The sequence below is a fragment of the Brachybacterium sp. J144 genome (assembly GCF_036321705.1).
In the GTDB taxonomy this organism is placed as follows: domain Bacteria; phylum Actinomycetota; class Actinomycetes; order Actinomycetales; family Dermabacteraceae; genus Brachybacterium.
Genome location: NZ_JAZDCG010000034.1, coordinates 132,721 through 148,897, shown reverse-complemented (window position 1 = coordinate 148,897; position 16,177 = coordinate 132,721). Strand labels below are relative to the sequence as shown.

General features: G+C 68.7%; 10 protein-coding genes and 1 tRNA gene. 1 reads left to right on the top strand and 10 read right to left on the bottom strand.

The window, feature by feature from the left end; translation table 11 throughout:
* Nucleotides 1–142: 142 nt before the first annotated feature.
* The 4 genes from V1260_RS14080 to rplJ all read right to left on the bottom strand — a co-directional run bounded on the left by V1260_RS14080 (nucleotide 143) and on the right by rplJ (nucleotide 9,103).
* Nucleotides 143–4,027 carry a DNA-directed RNA polymerase subunit beta' gene (locus tag V1260_RS14080; protein ID WP_329747453.1) on the bottom strand — a complete coding sequence of 1,295 codons (3,885 nt, stop codon included), beginning with the start codon at nucleotides 4,025–4,027 and terminating at the stop codon, nucleotides 143–145.
* 97 nt (nucleotides 4,028–4,124) lie between these two features.
* Entirely contained in the window at nucleotides 4,125–7,613 is a 3,489-nt protein-coding gene (gene rpoB / locus V1260_RS14075; protein ID WP_329747452.1) for a DNA-directed RNA polymerase subunit beta, read from the bottom strand.
* A 464-nt stretch (nucleotides 7,614–8,077) separates the two neighbouring features.
* Entirely contained in the window at nucleotides 8,078–8,467 is a 390-nt protein-coding gene (gene rplL / locus V1260_RS14070; protein ID WP_329747451.1) for a 50S ribosomal protein L7/L12, read from the bottom strand.
* Nucleotides 8,468–8,587: 120 nt separating this feature from the next.
* Nucleotides 8,588–9,103, bottom strand: coding sequence for a 50S ribosomal protein L10 (rplJ, locus tag V1260_RS14065; RefSeq protein ID WP_329747450.1), 516 nt, complete (start codon nucleotides 9,101–9,103; stop codon nucleotides 8,588–8,590).
* A 591-nt stretch (nucleotides 9,104–9,694) separates the two neighbouring features.
* Here rplJ and adhE point away from each other — a divergent pair.
* The gene (adhE, locus tag V1260_RS14060; RefSeq protein WP_329747449.1) at nucleotides 9,695–12,292 is read left to right on the top strand and encodes a bifunctional acetaldehyde-CoA/alcohol dehydrogenase; all 2,598 of its coding nucleotides are present in this window, start codon (nucleotides 9,695–9,697) and stop codon (nucleotides 12,290–12,292) included.
* 124 nt (nucleotides 12,293–12,416) lie between these two features.
* Here adhE and V1260_RS14055 read toward each other — a convergent pair whose 3' ends face one another.
* From V1260_RS14055 to V1260_RS14030, 6 genes are all read right to left on the bottom strand, one after another.
* Complete coding sequence (locus V1260_RS14055; protein WP_329747448.1) at nucleotides 12,417–13,280, bottom strand: hypothetical protein; 864 nt, start codon at nucleotides 13,278–13,280, stop codon at nucleotides 12,417–12,419.
* A gap of 96 nt (nucleotides 13,281–13,376) precedes the next feature.
* Nucleotides 13,377–14,096: a 50S ribosomal protein L1 gene (rplA, locus tag V1260_RS14050; RefSeq protein ID WP_329747447.1), complete on the bottom strand. Its 720-nt coding sequence runs from the start codon at nucleotides 14,094–14,096 to the stop codon at nucleotides 13,377–13,379.
* 5 nt (nucleotides 14,097–14,101) lie between these two features.
* A complete protein-coding gene (gene rplK / locus V1260_RS14045; RefSeq protein ID WP_329747446.1) occupies nucleotides 14,102–14,533 on the bottom strand; it encodes a 50S ribosomal protein L11 in 432 nt (143 codons plus the stop codon).
* 171 nt (nucleotides 14,534–14,704) lie between these two features.
* Complete coding sequence (gene nusG, locus V1260_RS14040) at nucleotides 14,705–15,655, bottom strand: transcription termination/antitermination protein NusG (protein WP_329747445.1); 951 nt, start codon at nucleotides 15,653–15,655, stop codon at nucleotides 14,705–14,707.
* A gap of 44 nt (nucleotides 15,656–15,699) precedes the next feature.
* The gene (gene secE / locus V1260_RS14035) at nucleotides 15,700–15,987 is read right to left on the bottom strand and encodes a preprotein translocase subunit SecE (protein ID WP_329747444.1); all 288 of its coding nucleotides are present in this window, start codon (nucleotides 15,985–15,987) and stop codon (nucleotides 15,700–15,702) included.
* Between the two features lie 49 nt (nucleotides 15,988–16,036).
* Nucleotides 16,037–16,109 (bottom strand) — tRNA-Trp (locus V1260_RS14030).
* Between the last annotated feature and the right edge of the window lie 68 nt (nucleotides 16,110–16,177).

The window sequence follows — 16,177 nt, the reverse complement described above, 5'->3', positions numbered from 1 at the left end:
CGGCCGTGCCGTCGGCCGACCCGCCCACTGCCGGACACGACGACGGACGCCGCGGCGCACTCCCCGGAGGGCGGCACCGCGGCGTCCGTCTCGCTCCCCCGCCCGTCGGCGGGGATGCTCAGGCGCTCACGCGCTCATCGGCTCAGCGGAAGTCCGTGCGGAACGGATCCGAGTAGTCGATGTCGTCGAGGTTGACCGCACCGGTCCCGCCGAAGCCGGAGAAGTCCAGCTCGTCGTAGCCGGGCACCTGGTACATCTGCGCCTTGGCCTCGTCGGTCGGCTCCACCGCGATGTGGCGGAACCGCGACAGGCCGGTCCCCGCGGGGATGAGCTTGCCGATGATGACGTTCTCCTTGAGCCCCATGAGCTGATCGCTCTTGCGGTTCAGGGCGGCCTCGGTGAGCACGCGAGTGGTCTCCTGGAAGGAGGCCGCCGAGAGCCACGACTCGGTCGCGAGCGACGCCTTGGTGATGCCCATGAGCTCGGGACGGCCGGAAGCCGGCTGACCCTGCTCGGAGAGCACCCGACGGTTCTCGCGCTCGAAGGAGACCCGCTCGGCGAAGTCGCCGGGCAGCAGGTCGGTGTCGCCGGACTCGATGATCGTCACGCGACGCAGCATCTGGCGCACGATGACCTCGATGTGCTTCGCGTGGATCTCCACACCCTGCGAGACGTACACCTTCTGGACCTCGTCCACGAGGTGCTGCTGCACCGCACGGGGGCCGAGGATGCGCAGCACCTGCTTCGGATCGACCGAGCCCTGGGTGAGCTGCTGACCGACCTCGATCGACTCGCCGTCGGAGATCAGCAGCGTCACACGCTTGGAGACGGTGTACGCGACCGGGTCGGTGCCGTCGTCCGGGGTCACGGTGATCTTGCGCTGCTTGTCGTTCTCCTCGATCTCGACGCGACCGGCGACCTCGGAGATCGGCGCGAAGCCGGCCGGGGTACGGGCCTCGAAGAGCTCCTGGACACGGGGCAGACCGTGGGTGATGTCGCCGTCCGCGCTCGCCACACCACCGGAGTGGAAGGTACGCATGGTCAGCTGGGTGCCGGGCTCACCGATGGACTGGGCCGCGACGATGCCGACGGCCTCGCCGATGTCGACCAGCTGGCCTGTGGCCAGCGAACGGCCGTAGCAGCGGGCGCAGGTGCCCACGACGGAGTCGCAGGTGAGCACCGAGCGGATCTTGGCGGTCCGCACGTTGGCGGCCACCATCGCCTCGAGCTGCACGTCACCGATCTCGGTGCCCGCGGGGAACACCTCGGCGCCATCCTCACCGATCACGGCGGCGGCCAGGATCCGGCCGTGCACCGTGGTGTCGACGTTGGGGGCCGGCACCAGGGCGCCGCCCTCCTCGACGGTCACCGGCAGGGTCAGGCCCTTGGTGGTGCCGCAGTCGTCCTCGCGGACGATGACGTCCTGCGAGACGTCCACCAGACGACGGGTCAGGTAGCCCGACTGAGCGGTCTTCAGCGCGGTGTCCGCGAGGCCCTTGCGGGAGCCGTGCGACGCGATGAAGTACTCCAGGACCGAGAGCCCCTCCTTGTAGTTGGAGAGGATCGGGCGCGGGATGATCTCGCCCTTCGGGTTGTTCACCAGGCCGCGCATACCGGCGATCTGGCGGATCTGCATCCAGTTGCCTCGGGCGCCCGAGTCGACCATCCGGAAGATGGTGTTGGAGCGCTCGAAGTTCTCCCGCATGGCGTTGTCGACCTCGTTGGTCGCCTCGGTCCAGATGTCGATGAGCTCCATGTTGCGCTCGGCCTCGGAGACCAGGCCCAGATCGCGGTTCTCCTGCACCTGGGCGGCCTTCGCCTCGTACTTCGCGATGATCTCCGCCTTGCTGGGCGGGGTCACGACGTCCGAGAGGGCGAAGGACACGCCGGAGCGGGTCGACCACGAGAAGCCGTAGGACTTCAGGGCGTCGAGGGACGCGGCGACCTGGCCCTTGTCGTAGCGCTCGGCGAGAGCGTTGACGATCGAGCCGAGGCGCTTCTTGCCGACCTGGCCCTGCACGAAGGGGTAGTCCTCCGGCAGCGTCTCGTTGAAGTAGACGGTGCCCAGGGTGGTCTCGAGGGTGATCGGGTCGCCCTCGCTCCAGCCCTCGGGGGCCTCCCAGTCGCTCGGCGGCACCACATCGGTGAAGCGGATCCGGACGGGGGCGTTCAGGTGCAGCTCGCCGCGGTCGTGGGCCATGATGGCCTCCGACTCGGAGGCGAACGCCCGGCCCGCGCCGGCCGCCTGCTCGCGCACGGTGGTCAGGTGGTACAGACCGATGATCATGTCCTGGGCGGGCATGGTCACCGGACGGCCGTCCGACGGCTTGAGGATGTTGTTCGAGGACAGCATCAGGATGCGGGCCTCGGCCTGGGCCTCCGCCGACAGGGGCAGGTGCACGGCCATCTGGTCACCGTCGAAGTCCGCGTTGAAGGCGGCGCAGACGAGCGGGTGCAGGTGGATGGCCTTGCCCTCGACGAGCTGCGGCTCGAAGGCCTGGATGCCCAGGCGGTGCAGGGTCGGCGCACGGTTCAGCAGCACCGGGTGCTCGGTGATGACCTCCTCGAGCACGTCCCAGACCTCGGGGCGGGCGCGCTCGACCATGCGCTTGGCGGCCTTGACGTTCTGGGCGTGGCTCAGCTCGACCAGGCGCTTCATGACGAAGGGCTTGAACAGCTCGAGCGCCATGCCCTTGGGCAGACCGCACTGGTGCAGCTTCAGCTGCGGGCCGTTCACGATGACGGAGCGGGCGGAGTAGTCCACGCGCTTGCCCAGCAGGTTCTGGCGGAAGCGGCCCTGCTTGCCCTTGAGCATGTCGGAGAGCGACTTCAGCGGACGGTTGCCCGGGCCGGTGACCGGACGGCCGCGACGGCCGTTGTCGAACAGCGAGTCGACCGACTCCTGCAGCATGCGCTTCTCGTTGTTCACGATGATCTCGGGGGCTCCGAGATCGAGCAGCCGCTTGAGGCGGTTGTTGCGATTGATCACGCGACGGTACAGATCGTTGAGATCCGAGGTCGCGAAGCGGCCGCCGTCCAGCTGCACCATCGGGCGCAGATCCGGGGGGATGACCGGGACGGCGTCCAGCACCATGCCGACCGGCGAGTTGGTGGTGGTGCGGAAGGCCGAAACGACCTTGAGGCGCTTGAGGGCGCGGGCCTTCTTCTGCCCCTTGCCGGTCGCGATGATCTCGCGCAGCAGCTCCGCCTCGGCGTCCAGGTCGAAGTCCTGCAGACGACGCTGGATCGCCTCGGCGCCCATGCCGCCCTCGAAGTAGGTGCCGTAGCGCAGCTTCATGGCGCGGTAGAGCTGCTCGTCGCCCTCGAGGTCGGCGACCTTGAGGCCCTTGAAGCGGTCCCACACGCGGGTGATGCGGTCGATCTCCGCGTCGTACTTCTTGCGGATCTGCGCCTGCTCACGCTCGGCGGAGTCGCGGACCTTGCGCTTGGCGTCGGCCTTGGCCCCCTCCTGCTCGAGCTGGGCGAGGTCCTTCTCGGCGGAGACGGCGCGCTGGTTCACGGCGGCGTCGCGCTCGTTCTCGAGCTCCTTGATCTCGAGGTCGAAACGCGCCTGGAGGTCGGGGAGGTCCTCGTGACGGGCGTCCACGTCGACCGCGGTGATCATGTACGCGGCGAAGTAGATGATCTTCTCGAGATCCTTCGGCGCGAGGTCCAGCAGGTAGCCGAGACGGCTCGGCACGCCCTTGAAGTACCAGATGTGGGTGACGGGAGCGGCGAGCTCCACGTGGCCCATGCGCTCACGGCGGACGGAGGACTTGGTGACCTCCACGCCGCAGCGCTCGCAGACGATGCCCTTGAAGCGGACGCGCTTGTACTTGCCGCAGTAGCACTCCCAGTCCCGGGTGGGACCGAAGATGCGCTCGCAGAACAGGCCGTCCATCTCGGGCTTCAGGGTGCGGTAGTTGATGGTCTCCGGCTTCTTGACCTCGCCGTGGGACCAGCCGCGGATGTCGTCGGCGGTAGCCAGACCGATGCGCAGCTCATCGAAGGTGTTGACGTCGAGCACAGGTGTCCTTCTCTCGATCGGAAAAGAGGTGGTGTCTGAGGGAACGGGGCCTGGGGCGGGGGCCCGCGGCGGTCAGCGCCGCGAGCGCCCCCGTCGCTCAGACCTCTTCGATGGAGCCGACGCCCTCGTGCGGGCGGCGGGACAGGTCGATGCCGAGCTCCTCCGCCGCGCGGAAGACCTCCTCATCGCTCTCGCGGACCTCCTGGGCGGTGCCGTCGGACGAGAGGACCTCGACGTTCAGGCACAGCGACTGCATCTCCTTGAGCAGCACGCGGAAGGACTCCGGGATGCCGGGCTCGGGGATGTTCTCGCCCTTGACGATCGCCTCGTAGACCTTCACGCGGCCCGAGATGTCGTCGGACTTGATGGTCAGCAGCTCCTGGAGCGCGTATGCCGCGCCGTACGCCTCGAGGGCCCACACCTCCATCTCGCCGAAGCGCTGGCCGCCGAACTGGGCCTTACCGCCCAGCGGCTGCTGCGTGATCATCGAGTAGGGGCCGGTCGAACGGGCGTGCAGCTTGTCGTCGACCAGGTGGTGGAGCTTGAGGATGTACATGTAGCCGACGGAGATCGAGTCCGGGATCGGCTCGCCGGAGCGGCCGTCGAACAGCTGCGCCTTGCCGTTCTCCTTGATCATGCGCACGCCGTCCCGGTTGGGGCGGTGGTTCTTGATCAGGCCGGTCACCTCGTCGGCGGTGAGGCCGTCGAAGACCGGCACAGCGACCGGAGTGCCCGGCTCGCCGTGCAGGGCGGAGTCCGGGAGCGCCTCGGCGATCGGATCGTCCGAGTCGACGTCCCAGCCGGACTTGGCGACCCACCCGAGGTGGGTCTCCATGACCTGGCCGATGTTCATACGACCGGGCACACCCATCGGGTTCAGGATGATGTCGACCGGGGTGCCGTCCTCGAGGAAGGGCATGTCCTCGACGGGCAGGATCTTCGCGATGACGCCCTTGTTGCCGTGGCGTCCCGCGAGCTTGTCGCCGTCGGTGATCTTGCGCTTCTGGGCCACGTACACGCGGACCATCTCGTTGACGCCGGTCGGCAGGATGTCGCCGTCCTCGTCGTCGTTGAAGACCTGCACCGCGATGACGGTGCCGGACTCGCCGTGGGGGACGCGCAGCGAGGTGTCGCGCACCTCGCGGGCCTTCTCACCGAAGATGGCGCGCAGCAGGCGCTCCTCCGGGGTCAGCTCGGTCTCGCCCTTCGGGGTGACCTTGCCGACGAGGATGTCGCCCGGCTCGACCTCGGCGCCGATGCGGATGATGCCGCGCTCGTCGAGATCGGCCAGCACGTCGTCGCCGACGTTCGGGATGTCCCGGGTGATCTCCTCCTTGCCCAGCTTGGTGTCGCGGGCGTCGACCTCGTGCTCCTCGATGTGGATCGAGGTGAGGACGTCGTCCTGGACCAGGCGCTGGGACAGGATGATGCCGTCCTCGTAGTTGTGGCCCTCCCACGACATGAACGCGACCAGCAGGTTCTTGCCCATGGAGAGCTCGCCCTGGTCGGTCGAGGGACCGTCGGCCAGGATCGAGCCGGCCTCGACGCGGTCGCCCTCGTCGAAGAGCACGCGCTGGTTGTAGGAGTTGCCGGCGTTGGAGCGCTGGAACTTCCCGATCGGGTAGGTCTGGCGGGTGCCGTCGTCGGCCATCACGACGATCAGGTCCGCGGAGAGCTCCTCGATGACGCCGCCCTTGCGGGCCACGACCACGTCGCCGGCGTCGACCGCAGCGCGACGCTCCATGCCGGTGCCGACCAGCGGCATCTCGGCGCGGAGCAGCGGCACGGCCTGGCGCTGCATGTTCGAGCCCATGAGCGCGCGGTTCGCGTCGTCGTGCTCGAGGAAGGGGATCATCGCGGTCGCGACGGAGACCATCTGACGCGCGGAGACGTCCATGTAGTCGACCTCGGTCGGCGGCACCAGCTCGGGCTCGCCGCCGGTGGTGCGCGAGAGGACGGCCTCCTCGAGGAAGCGGCCGCTCTCGTCGATCTTCGCGTTGGCCTGGGCGATGACCTTGCGGTCCTCGTCGTCGGCGGTGAGGTAGACGATCTCGTCGGTGACGACGCCGTTCTCGACCTTGCGGTACGGGGTCTCGACGAAGCCGAACGGGTTGATCCGCGCGAAGGTCGCGAGCGAGCCGATCAGGCCGATGTTCGGACCCTCAGGGGTCTCGATCGGGCACATGCGGCCGTAGTGGCTCGGGTGGACGTCGCGGACCTCCATGCCCGCACGGTCGCGGGAGAGGCCGCCCGGGCCCAGCGCCGAGAGACGGCGCTTGTGGGTCAGGCCCGAGAGCGGGTTGTTCTGGTCCATGAACTGCGACAGCTGGGAGGTTCCGAAGAACTCCTTGATCGCCGCGGTGACCGGACGGATGTTGATCAGCGTCAGCGGGGTGATCGCCTCGACGTCCTGCGTGGTCATGCGCTCGCGGACGACGCGCTCCATGCGGGACAGACCCGTGCGGACCTGGTTCTGGATCAGCTCGCCGACCGCGCGGATGCGACGGTTGCCGAAGTGGTCGATGTCGTCGGTCTCGACACGGACCGGCCGGTCGTCGACGCTCGTGTACTCGGTGACGCCGTCGTGCAGGGCGACGATGTACTTGATGGTCGAGACGATGTCCTGCAGGCGCAGGGTCGACTCGGAGAGGCTGCCCTCGAGGCCGAGCTTCTTGCCGATCTTGTAGCGGCCGACCTTCGCCAGGTCGTAGCGCTTGGCGTTGAAGTACAGGTTGTTCAGCATGGCCTCGCCCGCATCGCGCGTGGGCGGCTCGCCCGGGCGCTGCTTGCGGTAGATGTCCATGAGCGCCTCGTCCTGCGAGGTGATGCGGTCCTTCTCGAGCGTGGAGCGCATCGACTCGAACTCGCCGAACTCCTCGAGGATGTCGCTGTGGGACATGCCGAGGGCCTGCAGCAGGGTGGTGACGGACTGCTTGCGCTTGCGGTCGATGCGCACGCCGACCTGGTCGCGCTTGTCGACCTCGAACTCGAGCCAGGCGCCGCGCGAGGGGATGACCTTCGCCGAGAAGATGTGCTTGTCGGAGGTCTTGTCGATCGACTCCTCGAAGTACACGCCCGGGGAGCGGACCAGCTGCGAGACGACGACGCGCTCGGTGCCGTTGATGATGAAGGTGCCCTTGTCGGTCATGAGCGGGAACTCGCCCATGAAGACCGTCTGGGTCTTGATCTCACCGGTCTCGTTGTTCATGAACTCCGCGATGACGTACAGCGGAGCGGCGTAGGTGAGGTCCTTCTCCTTGCACTCGTCGACCGTGTACTTCGGGTCGTCGAAGGTGTGGTCGCGGAAGGACAGCGACATGTTGCCGGCGAAGTCCTCGATCGGGGAGATCTCCTCGAGGATGTCGGCCAGACCCGAGGTCTGCGGGACGTCCTCGCGGCCGGCGGCGGCGGCCTCGGCCGCACGCTCCTGCCAGCGCTCGTTGCCCAGCAGCCAGTCGAACGAAGTGGTCTGCAGACTCAGCAGATCCGGAACGTCGATGGGGTCGCCGAGCTTCGCGAAGGTGACGCGAGGAGAGGCGGTGCGAAGTGCGATGTCAGTGGTGCGATCGGTGCTCGAGGCAGCCAAGGGGGGTCCTTCCACAGGCCGATGACGGAATCCCAGGCGCGGCGAACACCCGTCAGGGCAGTGGAGCAGGTGCCGGAGCGGCAGAACCCAGGGCGTCGCATGGCGCAAGGACCGAGCATAGCGAAGAACACGGATGGACACAAGGGCGCAGCAACGACCGGTCCATCCGCGTCGACCGCCATATGCCTGGCGCGGAGGTTCTGTCGGCGCCCCCTGCCCGTCTGGCTCGACCGGCTGGGCGGGATCCCGAGGGGATCGACCGCCGCGCACATGCGGCAGGGACGGCTCCGTACGGCAGACAGAATGGCCGGAATTCTCGTCACAGTCAAGCAGGACGCGCGGCGCGGGCTCCGGATGCGAGGACCCGGGATGGGAAGAGGTTCCGCCCAACATCAGCGGAACCCCCCTTCCGGAGCAGTGCGACTGCCATCAGGTGCGGCGCGCGCCGGAGCGCGCGCACGGGATCACTTGATGGTGATGGTCGCGCCGGCCTCCTCGAGCTTCGCCTTGGCAGCCTCGGCGTCCTCCTTCTTGACACCCTCGAGGACCGGCTTGGGAGCCTCGTCGACGAGAGCCTTGGCCTCCTTGAGGCCGAGCGAGGTGATGCCGCGCACCTCCTTGATGACGGCGATCTTGGCGGAACCGGCCGACTCGAGGATGACGTCGAACTCGGTCTTCTCCTCCTCGGCGGCGGCATCCGCGCCGGCACCGCCGGCAGCGGCGACGGCCACGGGGGCGGCCGCGGCAGCGGTGACCTCGAAGACGTCCTCGAACTGCTTCACGAACTCGGAGAGCTCGATGAGAGTCATCTCCTTGAAAGCCTCGATGAGCTCGTCGTTGCTGAGCTTCGCCATGGTGGCGTTCCTTCCTGTTGGCGGGACCGGGGTCCCTGCGGTGTTGTGCGGCGCTCACGCGCCAGGTCGAACAGTCCGGTCGGCCTCAGGCAGCCGATCCGGGAGGGAGGCAGGGGCCCCTCAGGCCTCCTGCTTGGCCCGCAGCGCGTCCACGGTGCGCACTGCCTTGGACAGCGGCGCGTTGAACACGGCGGCGGCCTTGGACATCGACGCCTTCATGGCGCCGGCGGCCTTGGCCAGCAGGACCTCGCGGGACTCGAGGTCCGCGAGCTTGGTGACGTCCTCCTCCGAGAGCAGCTTGCCCTCGAAGTAGCCGGACTTGACCACGAGCTTGTCGTGGGTCTTGGCGAAGTCACGCAGAGCCTTCGCAGGCTCCACCGGCTCGCCCTTGATGAAGGCGATAGCGGTCGGACCGCTGAGCGTGCCATCGAGAGCGGTGATGCCGGCCTCGCGGGCGGCGATCTCCGTGAGCGTGTTCTTCACCACGGCGTAGGTCGTCTCGGAGCCCAGCGAGCGACGGAGCTCCTTGAGCTCCCCCACGCTGAGGCCTCGGTACTCGGTGATGACAGCGGCGTCGGATGCACGGAACAGCTCCGCGATCTCGGCGACGGCGTCCACCTTCTCGGGCTTCGCCATGGCCCTCCTTCCAGAGGTCTCTCGCCGCCTGCCTGAACCACCCCGGACACAGGAAAGGCCTCGACACGCAGGTGTCGAGGCCAGGCGCACGATGTCGCCACGAGGGCGGGATCCGTGCGGATCGCTTCAGGTCACCTGCGCAGGCCGCCCCATGAGGGAGCGCTTCGGTCGCTCTCCAGGGGGAGGGCGACGACCGGCGGTCTTCGGTACGCACAACTCTAGACCAGCCTCCGCGGCAGCGCCATGCCGCGCTCGGCGGTCTCGGTCACATCGAGGTCGCGCCGGGTGGCGCACGTCGGGGGGTCTCGGCAGATCGGGGGACCTCGGTCCTCCGGGCCTCCGCGCGCGGCCGACGGGGCGGCTGCGCCGCCTCCTCCCCCAGCCTCCAGTGCACCGCCTAACCCGCAGATCAGCAAGGGGTACGAGGTCCCGCGAGCCCTGTCGGCACCAGCTCCCGCGATCGCCGCGGGAGAGCTCGAAGAACGCTCTGACCTGCAGACTTTCCACTGCGAGCGGGTGCTGGACGCCGTGATCCAGTCCACTTACTGTCGAGGTGACGGGATCGACCGGTCCCGCGGACAGGACAGGGACATGAGCACCACATCGACCCCCACGGAACCCACCACCGAGGACACCGTCGCCGCCATGATCGACGAGCTCGCCCAGCGCGGACGCCACGCGCTGGCCGCCTACGCCTCGTACACCCAGGAGCAGATCCGCTCCATCGTCCACGCCATGGCCCTCGCCGGCGTCGACCAGCACATGCCGCTCGCGCGGCTCGCGGTCGAGGAGACCGGACGCGGCCTCTTCGAGGACAAGTGCACGAAGAACCTCTTCGCCACCGAGTACGTCTGGAACTCGATGAAGGACGACCGGACCGTCGGCGTCATCTCCCAGGACACCCAGCGCGGCATCACCGAGATCGCCGAGCCCGTCGGTGTCGTCGCCGGGGTCACCCCCGTCACGAACCCCACCTCGACGGTCATGTTCAAGGCGCTCATCGCCGTGATGACCCGCAACCCGATCATCTTCGCCTTCCACCCGTCGGCCCAGCGCTGCTCGGCGGAGGCCGCCCGCGTGGTGCGGGACGCGGCCGTCGCCGCCGGCGCCCCCGCCGACTGCATCCAGTGGATCGAGGAGCCGTCGCTCGGCGCGACCACCGAGCTCTTGAACCACCCGGGCGTCGCGCTGACCCTCGCGACCGGTGGCGCGGGCATGGTGCGCGCCGCGTACTCCACCGGGAAGCCGGCCCTCGGCGTCGGCCCCGGCAACGTGCCCGTGTACGTCGACCGCACCGCGCCGATCGCCCGCACCGTCAACGACCTGATCCTCTCCAAGACGTTCGACAACGGCATGATCTGCGCGTCCGAGCAGGCGATCTTCCTGCACCGGGACGTGCGCACCGCGGTGCTCGACGAGTTCGCCGCCCAGGGCGCGCACCTCGTCACTGCCGCGCAGAAGAAGAAGCTGCAGGAGGTCATGGTCACCGAGGGGGGCATGATCGCGCCCGGGGTGGTCGGCATGAGCGCCGCCGCCATCGCGGAGCTGGCCGGCTTCACGATCCCCGACGGGACGACGCTGCTGCTCGTCCCGATCGACGGAGTCGGCGAGCAGGACCCGTTCTCCCGCGAGAAGCTCTGCCCCGTCCTCGCGGTCGCGACCGTGAAGGACCGGGCCGAGGGCCTCGACCGCTGCGAGGAGATGCTCGAGTTCGGCGGGCTCGGCCACACCGCGGTCCTCCACGCCACCGATCCGGAGCTGGAGCGCGAGTTCGGGCTGCGGATGAGGGCCTGCCGCATCATCGTCAACTCGCCGAGCGCCCTCGGCGGCATCGGCGACGTCTACAACGGGCTCCTGCCCTCGCTGACCCTCGGCTGCGGCAGCTACGGCCACAACTCGGTCTCGCACAACGTCGGCGCCGCCGACCTGCTGAACATCAAGCGCATCGCCGAGCGGAGGAACAACATGCAGTGGTTCAAGGTCCCGCCGAAGACCTACTTCGAGCGGTACTCGATCCAGTACCTCCAGGACATGACCGACATCTCGCGGGTGTTCGTGGTGACCGACCCGGGCATGGTGCAGTTCGGCTACGTCGACATCGTGCTGGACCAGCTGCGCCGGCGCGGCGACGTGGAGTGGACCGTGTTCTCCGACGTCGAGCCGAACCCCTCCTCGACCACCGTGTTCGAGGGCGCCCAGCAGATGGAGCGCTTCCGCCCGGACTGCATCATCGCCCTCGGCGGCGGCTCGGCGATGGATGCCGCGAAGGGCATGTGGCTGTTCTACGAGCACCCCGAGGCGAGCTACTTCGGGATGAAGCAGAAGTTCATGGACATCCGCAAGCGCACCTACCGCTTCCCCACGATGGGGGCGAAGGCGCAGCTGGTCGCGGTGCCGACGACCGCGGGCACCGGCTCCGAGTGCACGCCGTTCGCGGTGATCACCGACGCCGAGACGCACGTGAAGTACCCGCTCGCGGACTACGCGCTCACGCCGTCGGTCGCGATCGTCGACGCGCAGTTCGTGGACACGGTGCCGCGGCGCACCGCCGCCGACTCCGGCATGGACGCCCTCACCCACGCGATCGAGAGCTACGTGTCCACGATGGCCAGCGACTTCAGCCGCGGCCTGTCGGTGCAGGCGCTGCAGCTGCTGCTGGCGAACCTGCGGCCCGCCGTGCTCGAGGACGACCCGGTCGCCAAGGAGCGGGTCCACAACGCCTCGGCGCTCGCAGGCATGGCGTTCGCCAACGCCTTCCTGGGGATCGTGCACTCGCTGTCGCACAAGTGCGGCGCCGAGTTCGGCCTCGCTCACGGGCGGACCAACGCGATCTTCCTGCCGCACGTGATCCGGTACAACGCGTCCCGGCCCGTGAAGCGCGCGATCTTCCCGAAGTACGAGTCCTTCCGTGCCGATCGGGACTTCTCGGACCTCGCGCGGGCCGCGGGGCTGCCGGCGTCCACGACCGAGGAGGGTGTCGAGTCCCTGATCGCGGCGGTGCGCGAGCTCGCCGAGGACCTGGGGATCCAGCTCAGCCTCGCGGCGAACGGCGTGACCCGGGAGCACCTGGACCGCACCATCGACGACCTCGCCTACCGGGCCTACGAGGACCAGTGCACCCCGGCGAACCCCCGGCAGCCGCTGCTCAGCGAGCTGAAGGAGATCATCGAGGCCGCCTGGGAGGGCTGACCGCTCAACCCCTCCGACGGAATTGCCCGCTGTGCTTCCCGGTCTGGGGGCACAGCGGGCGTCTCCGCGGGCGCGGCGTGGGCGAGGGCAGCACCGAGCCGCGTGCTCCGGACCGCCGGCACCCTCAGGGTGCGGCGCCCGCGTCTCGCGCTGCGGTCCACTCCGCGGCGAGCTCACCCACGCTTCCCTGCCGCACCGTTCTCTCCCGCTGTGTCGCCCGCTCCACCACTGCCGCTCGGGCCGAGCCTCCGCAGAAGTCCTCGAGGTCTTCGGTGAGCCCGGTCCCGAAGTGCCGCAGCAGTCGGCCGAGGGTGTACACGGTCGTGCGCGCGTCGAGCGGCGCGCCCTTCGTGAACTCCTCCGGGGCCATGAATCGACTCGATCCGAACATCCTGCCCATGTCGTTGGTGGAGGGACCGCGGCGGTAGGTGTCGAGGTCGATCAGGGTGAGGTGTCCAGTGGCGAGATCCACCATGAGGCAGCCGTCGTACAGGTCGCAGGCCACCCAGCCCGCCACCTCCAGAGCGCGATGCGCCTCGAGCAGCTGGTCGAAGACGGAGAGGCGGACCGCCGGCGGAGCGCTGGCGAAGCGGCGGTAGGAGGAGTCCGGGTCGTCCCGACGTGCGGACGGGACGCCGACGAGCTCCCCGGGGGCGCGGTCGTAGACCAGGACCGGTCCGGAGGGGACCTCGATCACGGTGCGGAGCCGTGCGAGGGCGGGATGGTCGATGCCGCGCGCGATCTCGACCGCCGTCCGCAGCAGGTGCACCCTCGAGGGCCTGTCGAGCACGGGCACGGGTGCGCCGATCGGCGGCATCTCCTCCCCCGCCGACTTCACGAAGAACTCTCCGGAGGACGTCCTGACCAGCCAGGCCACGTTCCCGGAGTCTTGCGTGCGGTGGTCGAAGCGGGCGAGGACCTCCCCCGCCGAGCGCACCAGCTCCTCCGGCGTCAGGTCGCTGCGGGTCAGGGAGAGCAGATCGGTCACCCGACCACCGTAGGTCTCGTAGTCCCGGACAGCACGATGCCCCGCCCACCGTGATGGTGGACGGGGCATCGGACGAGAGGACTCGCAGAACGTCGATCAGGCCTCGTCGGTGTCCTCGAGAAGGTTGCGCGTGCGGTTCACATCGACCGGGATGCCCGGGCCCATGGTGGTGGACACGGTGATCTTAGTGATGTAGCGGCCCTTGGAGGAGGACGGCTTCAGACGCAGGATCTCGTCGAGGGCGGCGACGTAGTTCTCCACGAGCTGCTGCTCGGTGAAGGACGTCTTGCCTACGATGTAGTGCAGGTTCGCGGCACGGTCGGTGCGGAACTCGATCTTGCCGCCCTTGATGTCGTTCACGGCCTTGGTGACGTCCATGGTCACGGTGCCGGTCTTCGGGTTCGGCATGAGACCACGGGGGCCGAGGACGCGGCCGAGCTTGCCGACCTTGCCCATCAGGTTCGGGGTCGCCACTGCGGCGTCGAAGTCGGTCCAGCCGCCGGCGACCTTCTCGATCAGCTCGTCGTCGCCGACCTCGTCGGCGCCGGCCTCACGGGCGGCGTCGGCCTGCGCACCGGTCGCGAAGACGATGACGCGGGCGGTCTTGCCGGTGCCGTTGGGCAGGTTGACGGTGCCGCGGACCATCTGGTCGGCCTTGCGCGGGTCGACGCCCAGGCGCATGGCGACCTCGACGGAGCCGTCGAACTTCGACGGGGAGGTCGCGCGGGCCAGACGCAGCGCGTCCAGCGGCGAGTACTGACGGCCGGCCTCGATCTTGGCGGCGCCGTCCCGGTATGCCTTGCTACGGAATGCCATCTGGATCAGCCCTCCACCGTGATGCCCATGGAACGAGCGGTGCCCTCGACGATCTTCGCCGCGGCCTCGATGTCGTTCGCGTTCAGATCAGGCATCTTGGTCTCCGCGATCTCGCGGACCTGAGCCTGGGTCAGCTTGCCGACCTTGACCGTGTGCGGGGTCGCGGAGCCCTTCTGCAGGCCAGCGGCCTTCTTGATGAGCTCGGCGGCCGGCGGGGTCTTGGTGATGAAGGTGAACGAACGATCCTCGTAGACCGTGATCTCCACGGGCACGATGTTGCCGCGCATGTCCGCGGTGCGATCGTTGTACGCCTTCACGAACTCCATCATGTTCACGCCGGCAGCGCCGAGCGCGGGACCCACGGGCGGCGCAGGCGTGGCCTGGCCGGCCTGGATCTGGAGCTTGATGATGCTCGCGATCTTCTTCTTGGGAGCCATCGACTCCTCCTCTTCTGGGACGTGGTACGGGCGGAGCTCATCACGGCTCCTCCCACTGCGGACCCCCGTGCACTCACGGAGGGCCCAGGGTGCGACGCTACTAGCGCGCCGCGCGGGAGTCGACCGGAATCAGGCGTGATCCTGGTCGTACTCCGCGGACCGGCGGACCGGTCAGATCTTGGCGACCTGGTCGAAGGCGAGCTCGACCGGGGTCTCGCGACCGAAGATGGAGACCAACACCTGCAGCTTCTGCGCCTCGGCGTGGATCTCGTTGATGGTCGCGGGCATGGTCTCGAAGGGGCCGTCCATGACCGTGACGGACTCGCCGATCTGGAAGTCGGGCACCTTCTGCGCGGCGGCGGCCTTCGGGGCGGAACCACCCGCGGAGCGCTTCTTCTCGGGCAGGCCGACGGACGGTGCGAGCATCGAGTAGATCTCGTCGAAGGTCAGCGGCGTCGGGTCGGTCGCGTCGCCGACGAAGCCGGTCACGCCCGGGGTGTCGCGGACGACACGCCAGGACTCGGTGGTCAGGTCCATGCGCACCAGCACGTAGCCGGGGATGCGCACACGGCGGACCATCTTCTTCTGGCCGTTCTTGACCTCGGTCGCGTCCTCCATCGGGACCTGGACCTCGAAGATGTACTCCTCCATGTCCTGGGTCTCGGTGCGCGTGGCCAGCTGGGTCTTCACGCGATTCTCGTGACCGGAGTAGGAGTGGATGACGTACCACTCGCCGGGGGCGGCACGGAGGTGCATCTTCAGCTCGAGCAGCGGATCAACCTCGGCCTCCTCATCCTCCTCGGCGTCGTCAGAATCGGACGCCTCGTCGAAGTCGGCGGGCTCATCGGCCTCATCGGAGTCGGACGCCTCGTCGGTCTCGTCGGCGTCGACGTCGGTCTCGTCCGCAGCGGGCTCCTCCGACTCGGCGGGCTGCTCGGCGTCGTCGGCCTCGTCCTGCTGCTCGGCGGCGAAGGGATCCTCCGCGCCGGCCAGGTCCTCATCCGACGGCTCCAGGTCGACCAGCGCGTCATCGGCCGACTGCTCGGGCGCGGACGCCGAGAACGACAGGGAGTCGTCGGCGTCCTGGTAGGACTCATCGGGGGTCGAGGTCTGCTCGCTCATCAGCGGGTTTCTGCCTTCCAGACGGCGTAGGGGACGAAGGGGGCTCAGAGCCCCGCGTCGGGGACCGTGAACGCGACCCGGGACAGCCAGCTGAACGCGGCGTCGAGGCCGAAGATCAGCACGATCATCACGATGACGAAGGCCAGGACGGTGACCGAGTAGACCAGCAGCTCGCGCCGGGTCGGCACGACGACCTTCCGCAGCTCCGCGAGGATCTGCCGGATGAACAGTCCGATGGCCAGGAACGGGTTCGAGGACCCGGAGCCCTGCGCGTCACCCGTGGCGGGCGTCGACGGAGCGTTCTGGCTGGAGTTCACAGGGGGCTGTCCCATCTGGTCGAGGTCATCCGCGCCCGGCCGGGGGTGACCCCGGCCGGACCGGCAGGGCAGACAGGGCTCGAACCTGCAACCTGCGGTTTTGGAGACCGCTGCGCTACCAATTGCGCCACTGCCCTTCGCGGGGGAGACCCCTCGCGAGCCAGGATCGCGACCCTCCGAGGAGGGGCGGCGTTTATGGCCAGCG

What these genes read in the sequence shown, in the direction of transcription:
- rplL (WP_329747451.1), bottom strand. Translation starts at nt 8,467, where the DNA reads ATGGCGAAGCTCAGCAACGACGAGCTCATCGAGGCTTTCAAGGAGATG.
- rplJ (WP_329747450.1), bottom strand. Translation starts at nt 9,103, where the DNA reads ATGGCGAAGCCCGAGAAGGTGGACGCCGTCGCCGAGATCGCGGAGCTG.
- adhE (WP_329747449.1), top strand. Translation starts at nt 9,695, where the DNA reads ATGAGCACCACATCGACCCCCACGGAACCCACCACCGAGGACACCGTC.
- rplA (WP_329747447.1), bottom strand. Translation starts at nt 14,096, where the DNA reads ATGGCATTCCGTAGCAAGGCATACCGGGACGGCGCCGCCAAGATCGAG.
- rplK (WP_329747446.1), bottom strand. Translation starts at nt 14,533, where the DNA reads ATGGCTCCCAAGAAGAAGATCGCGAGCATCATCAAGCTCCAGATCCAG.
- nusG (WP_329747445.1), bottom strand. Translation starts at nt 15,655, where the DNA reads ATGAGCGAGCAGACCTCGACCCCCGATGAGTCCTACCAGGACGCCGAC.
- secE (WP_329747444.1), bottom strand. Translation starts at nt 15,987, where the DNA reads ATGGGACAGCCCCCTGTGAACTCCAGCCAGAACGCTCCGTCGACGCCC.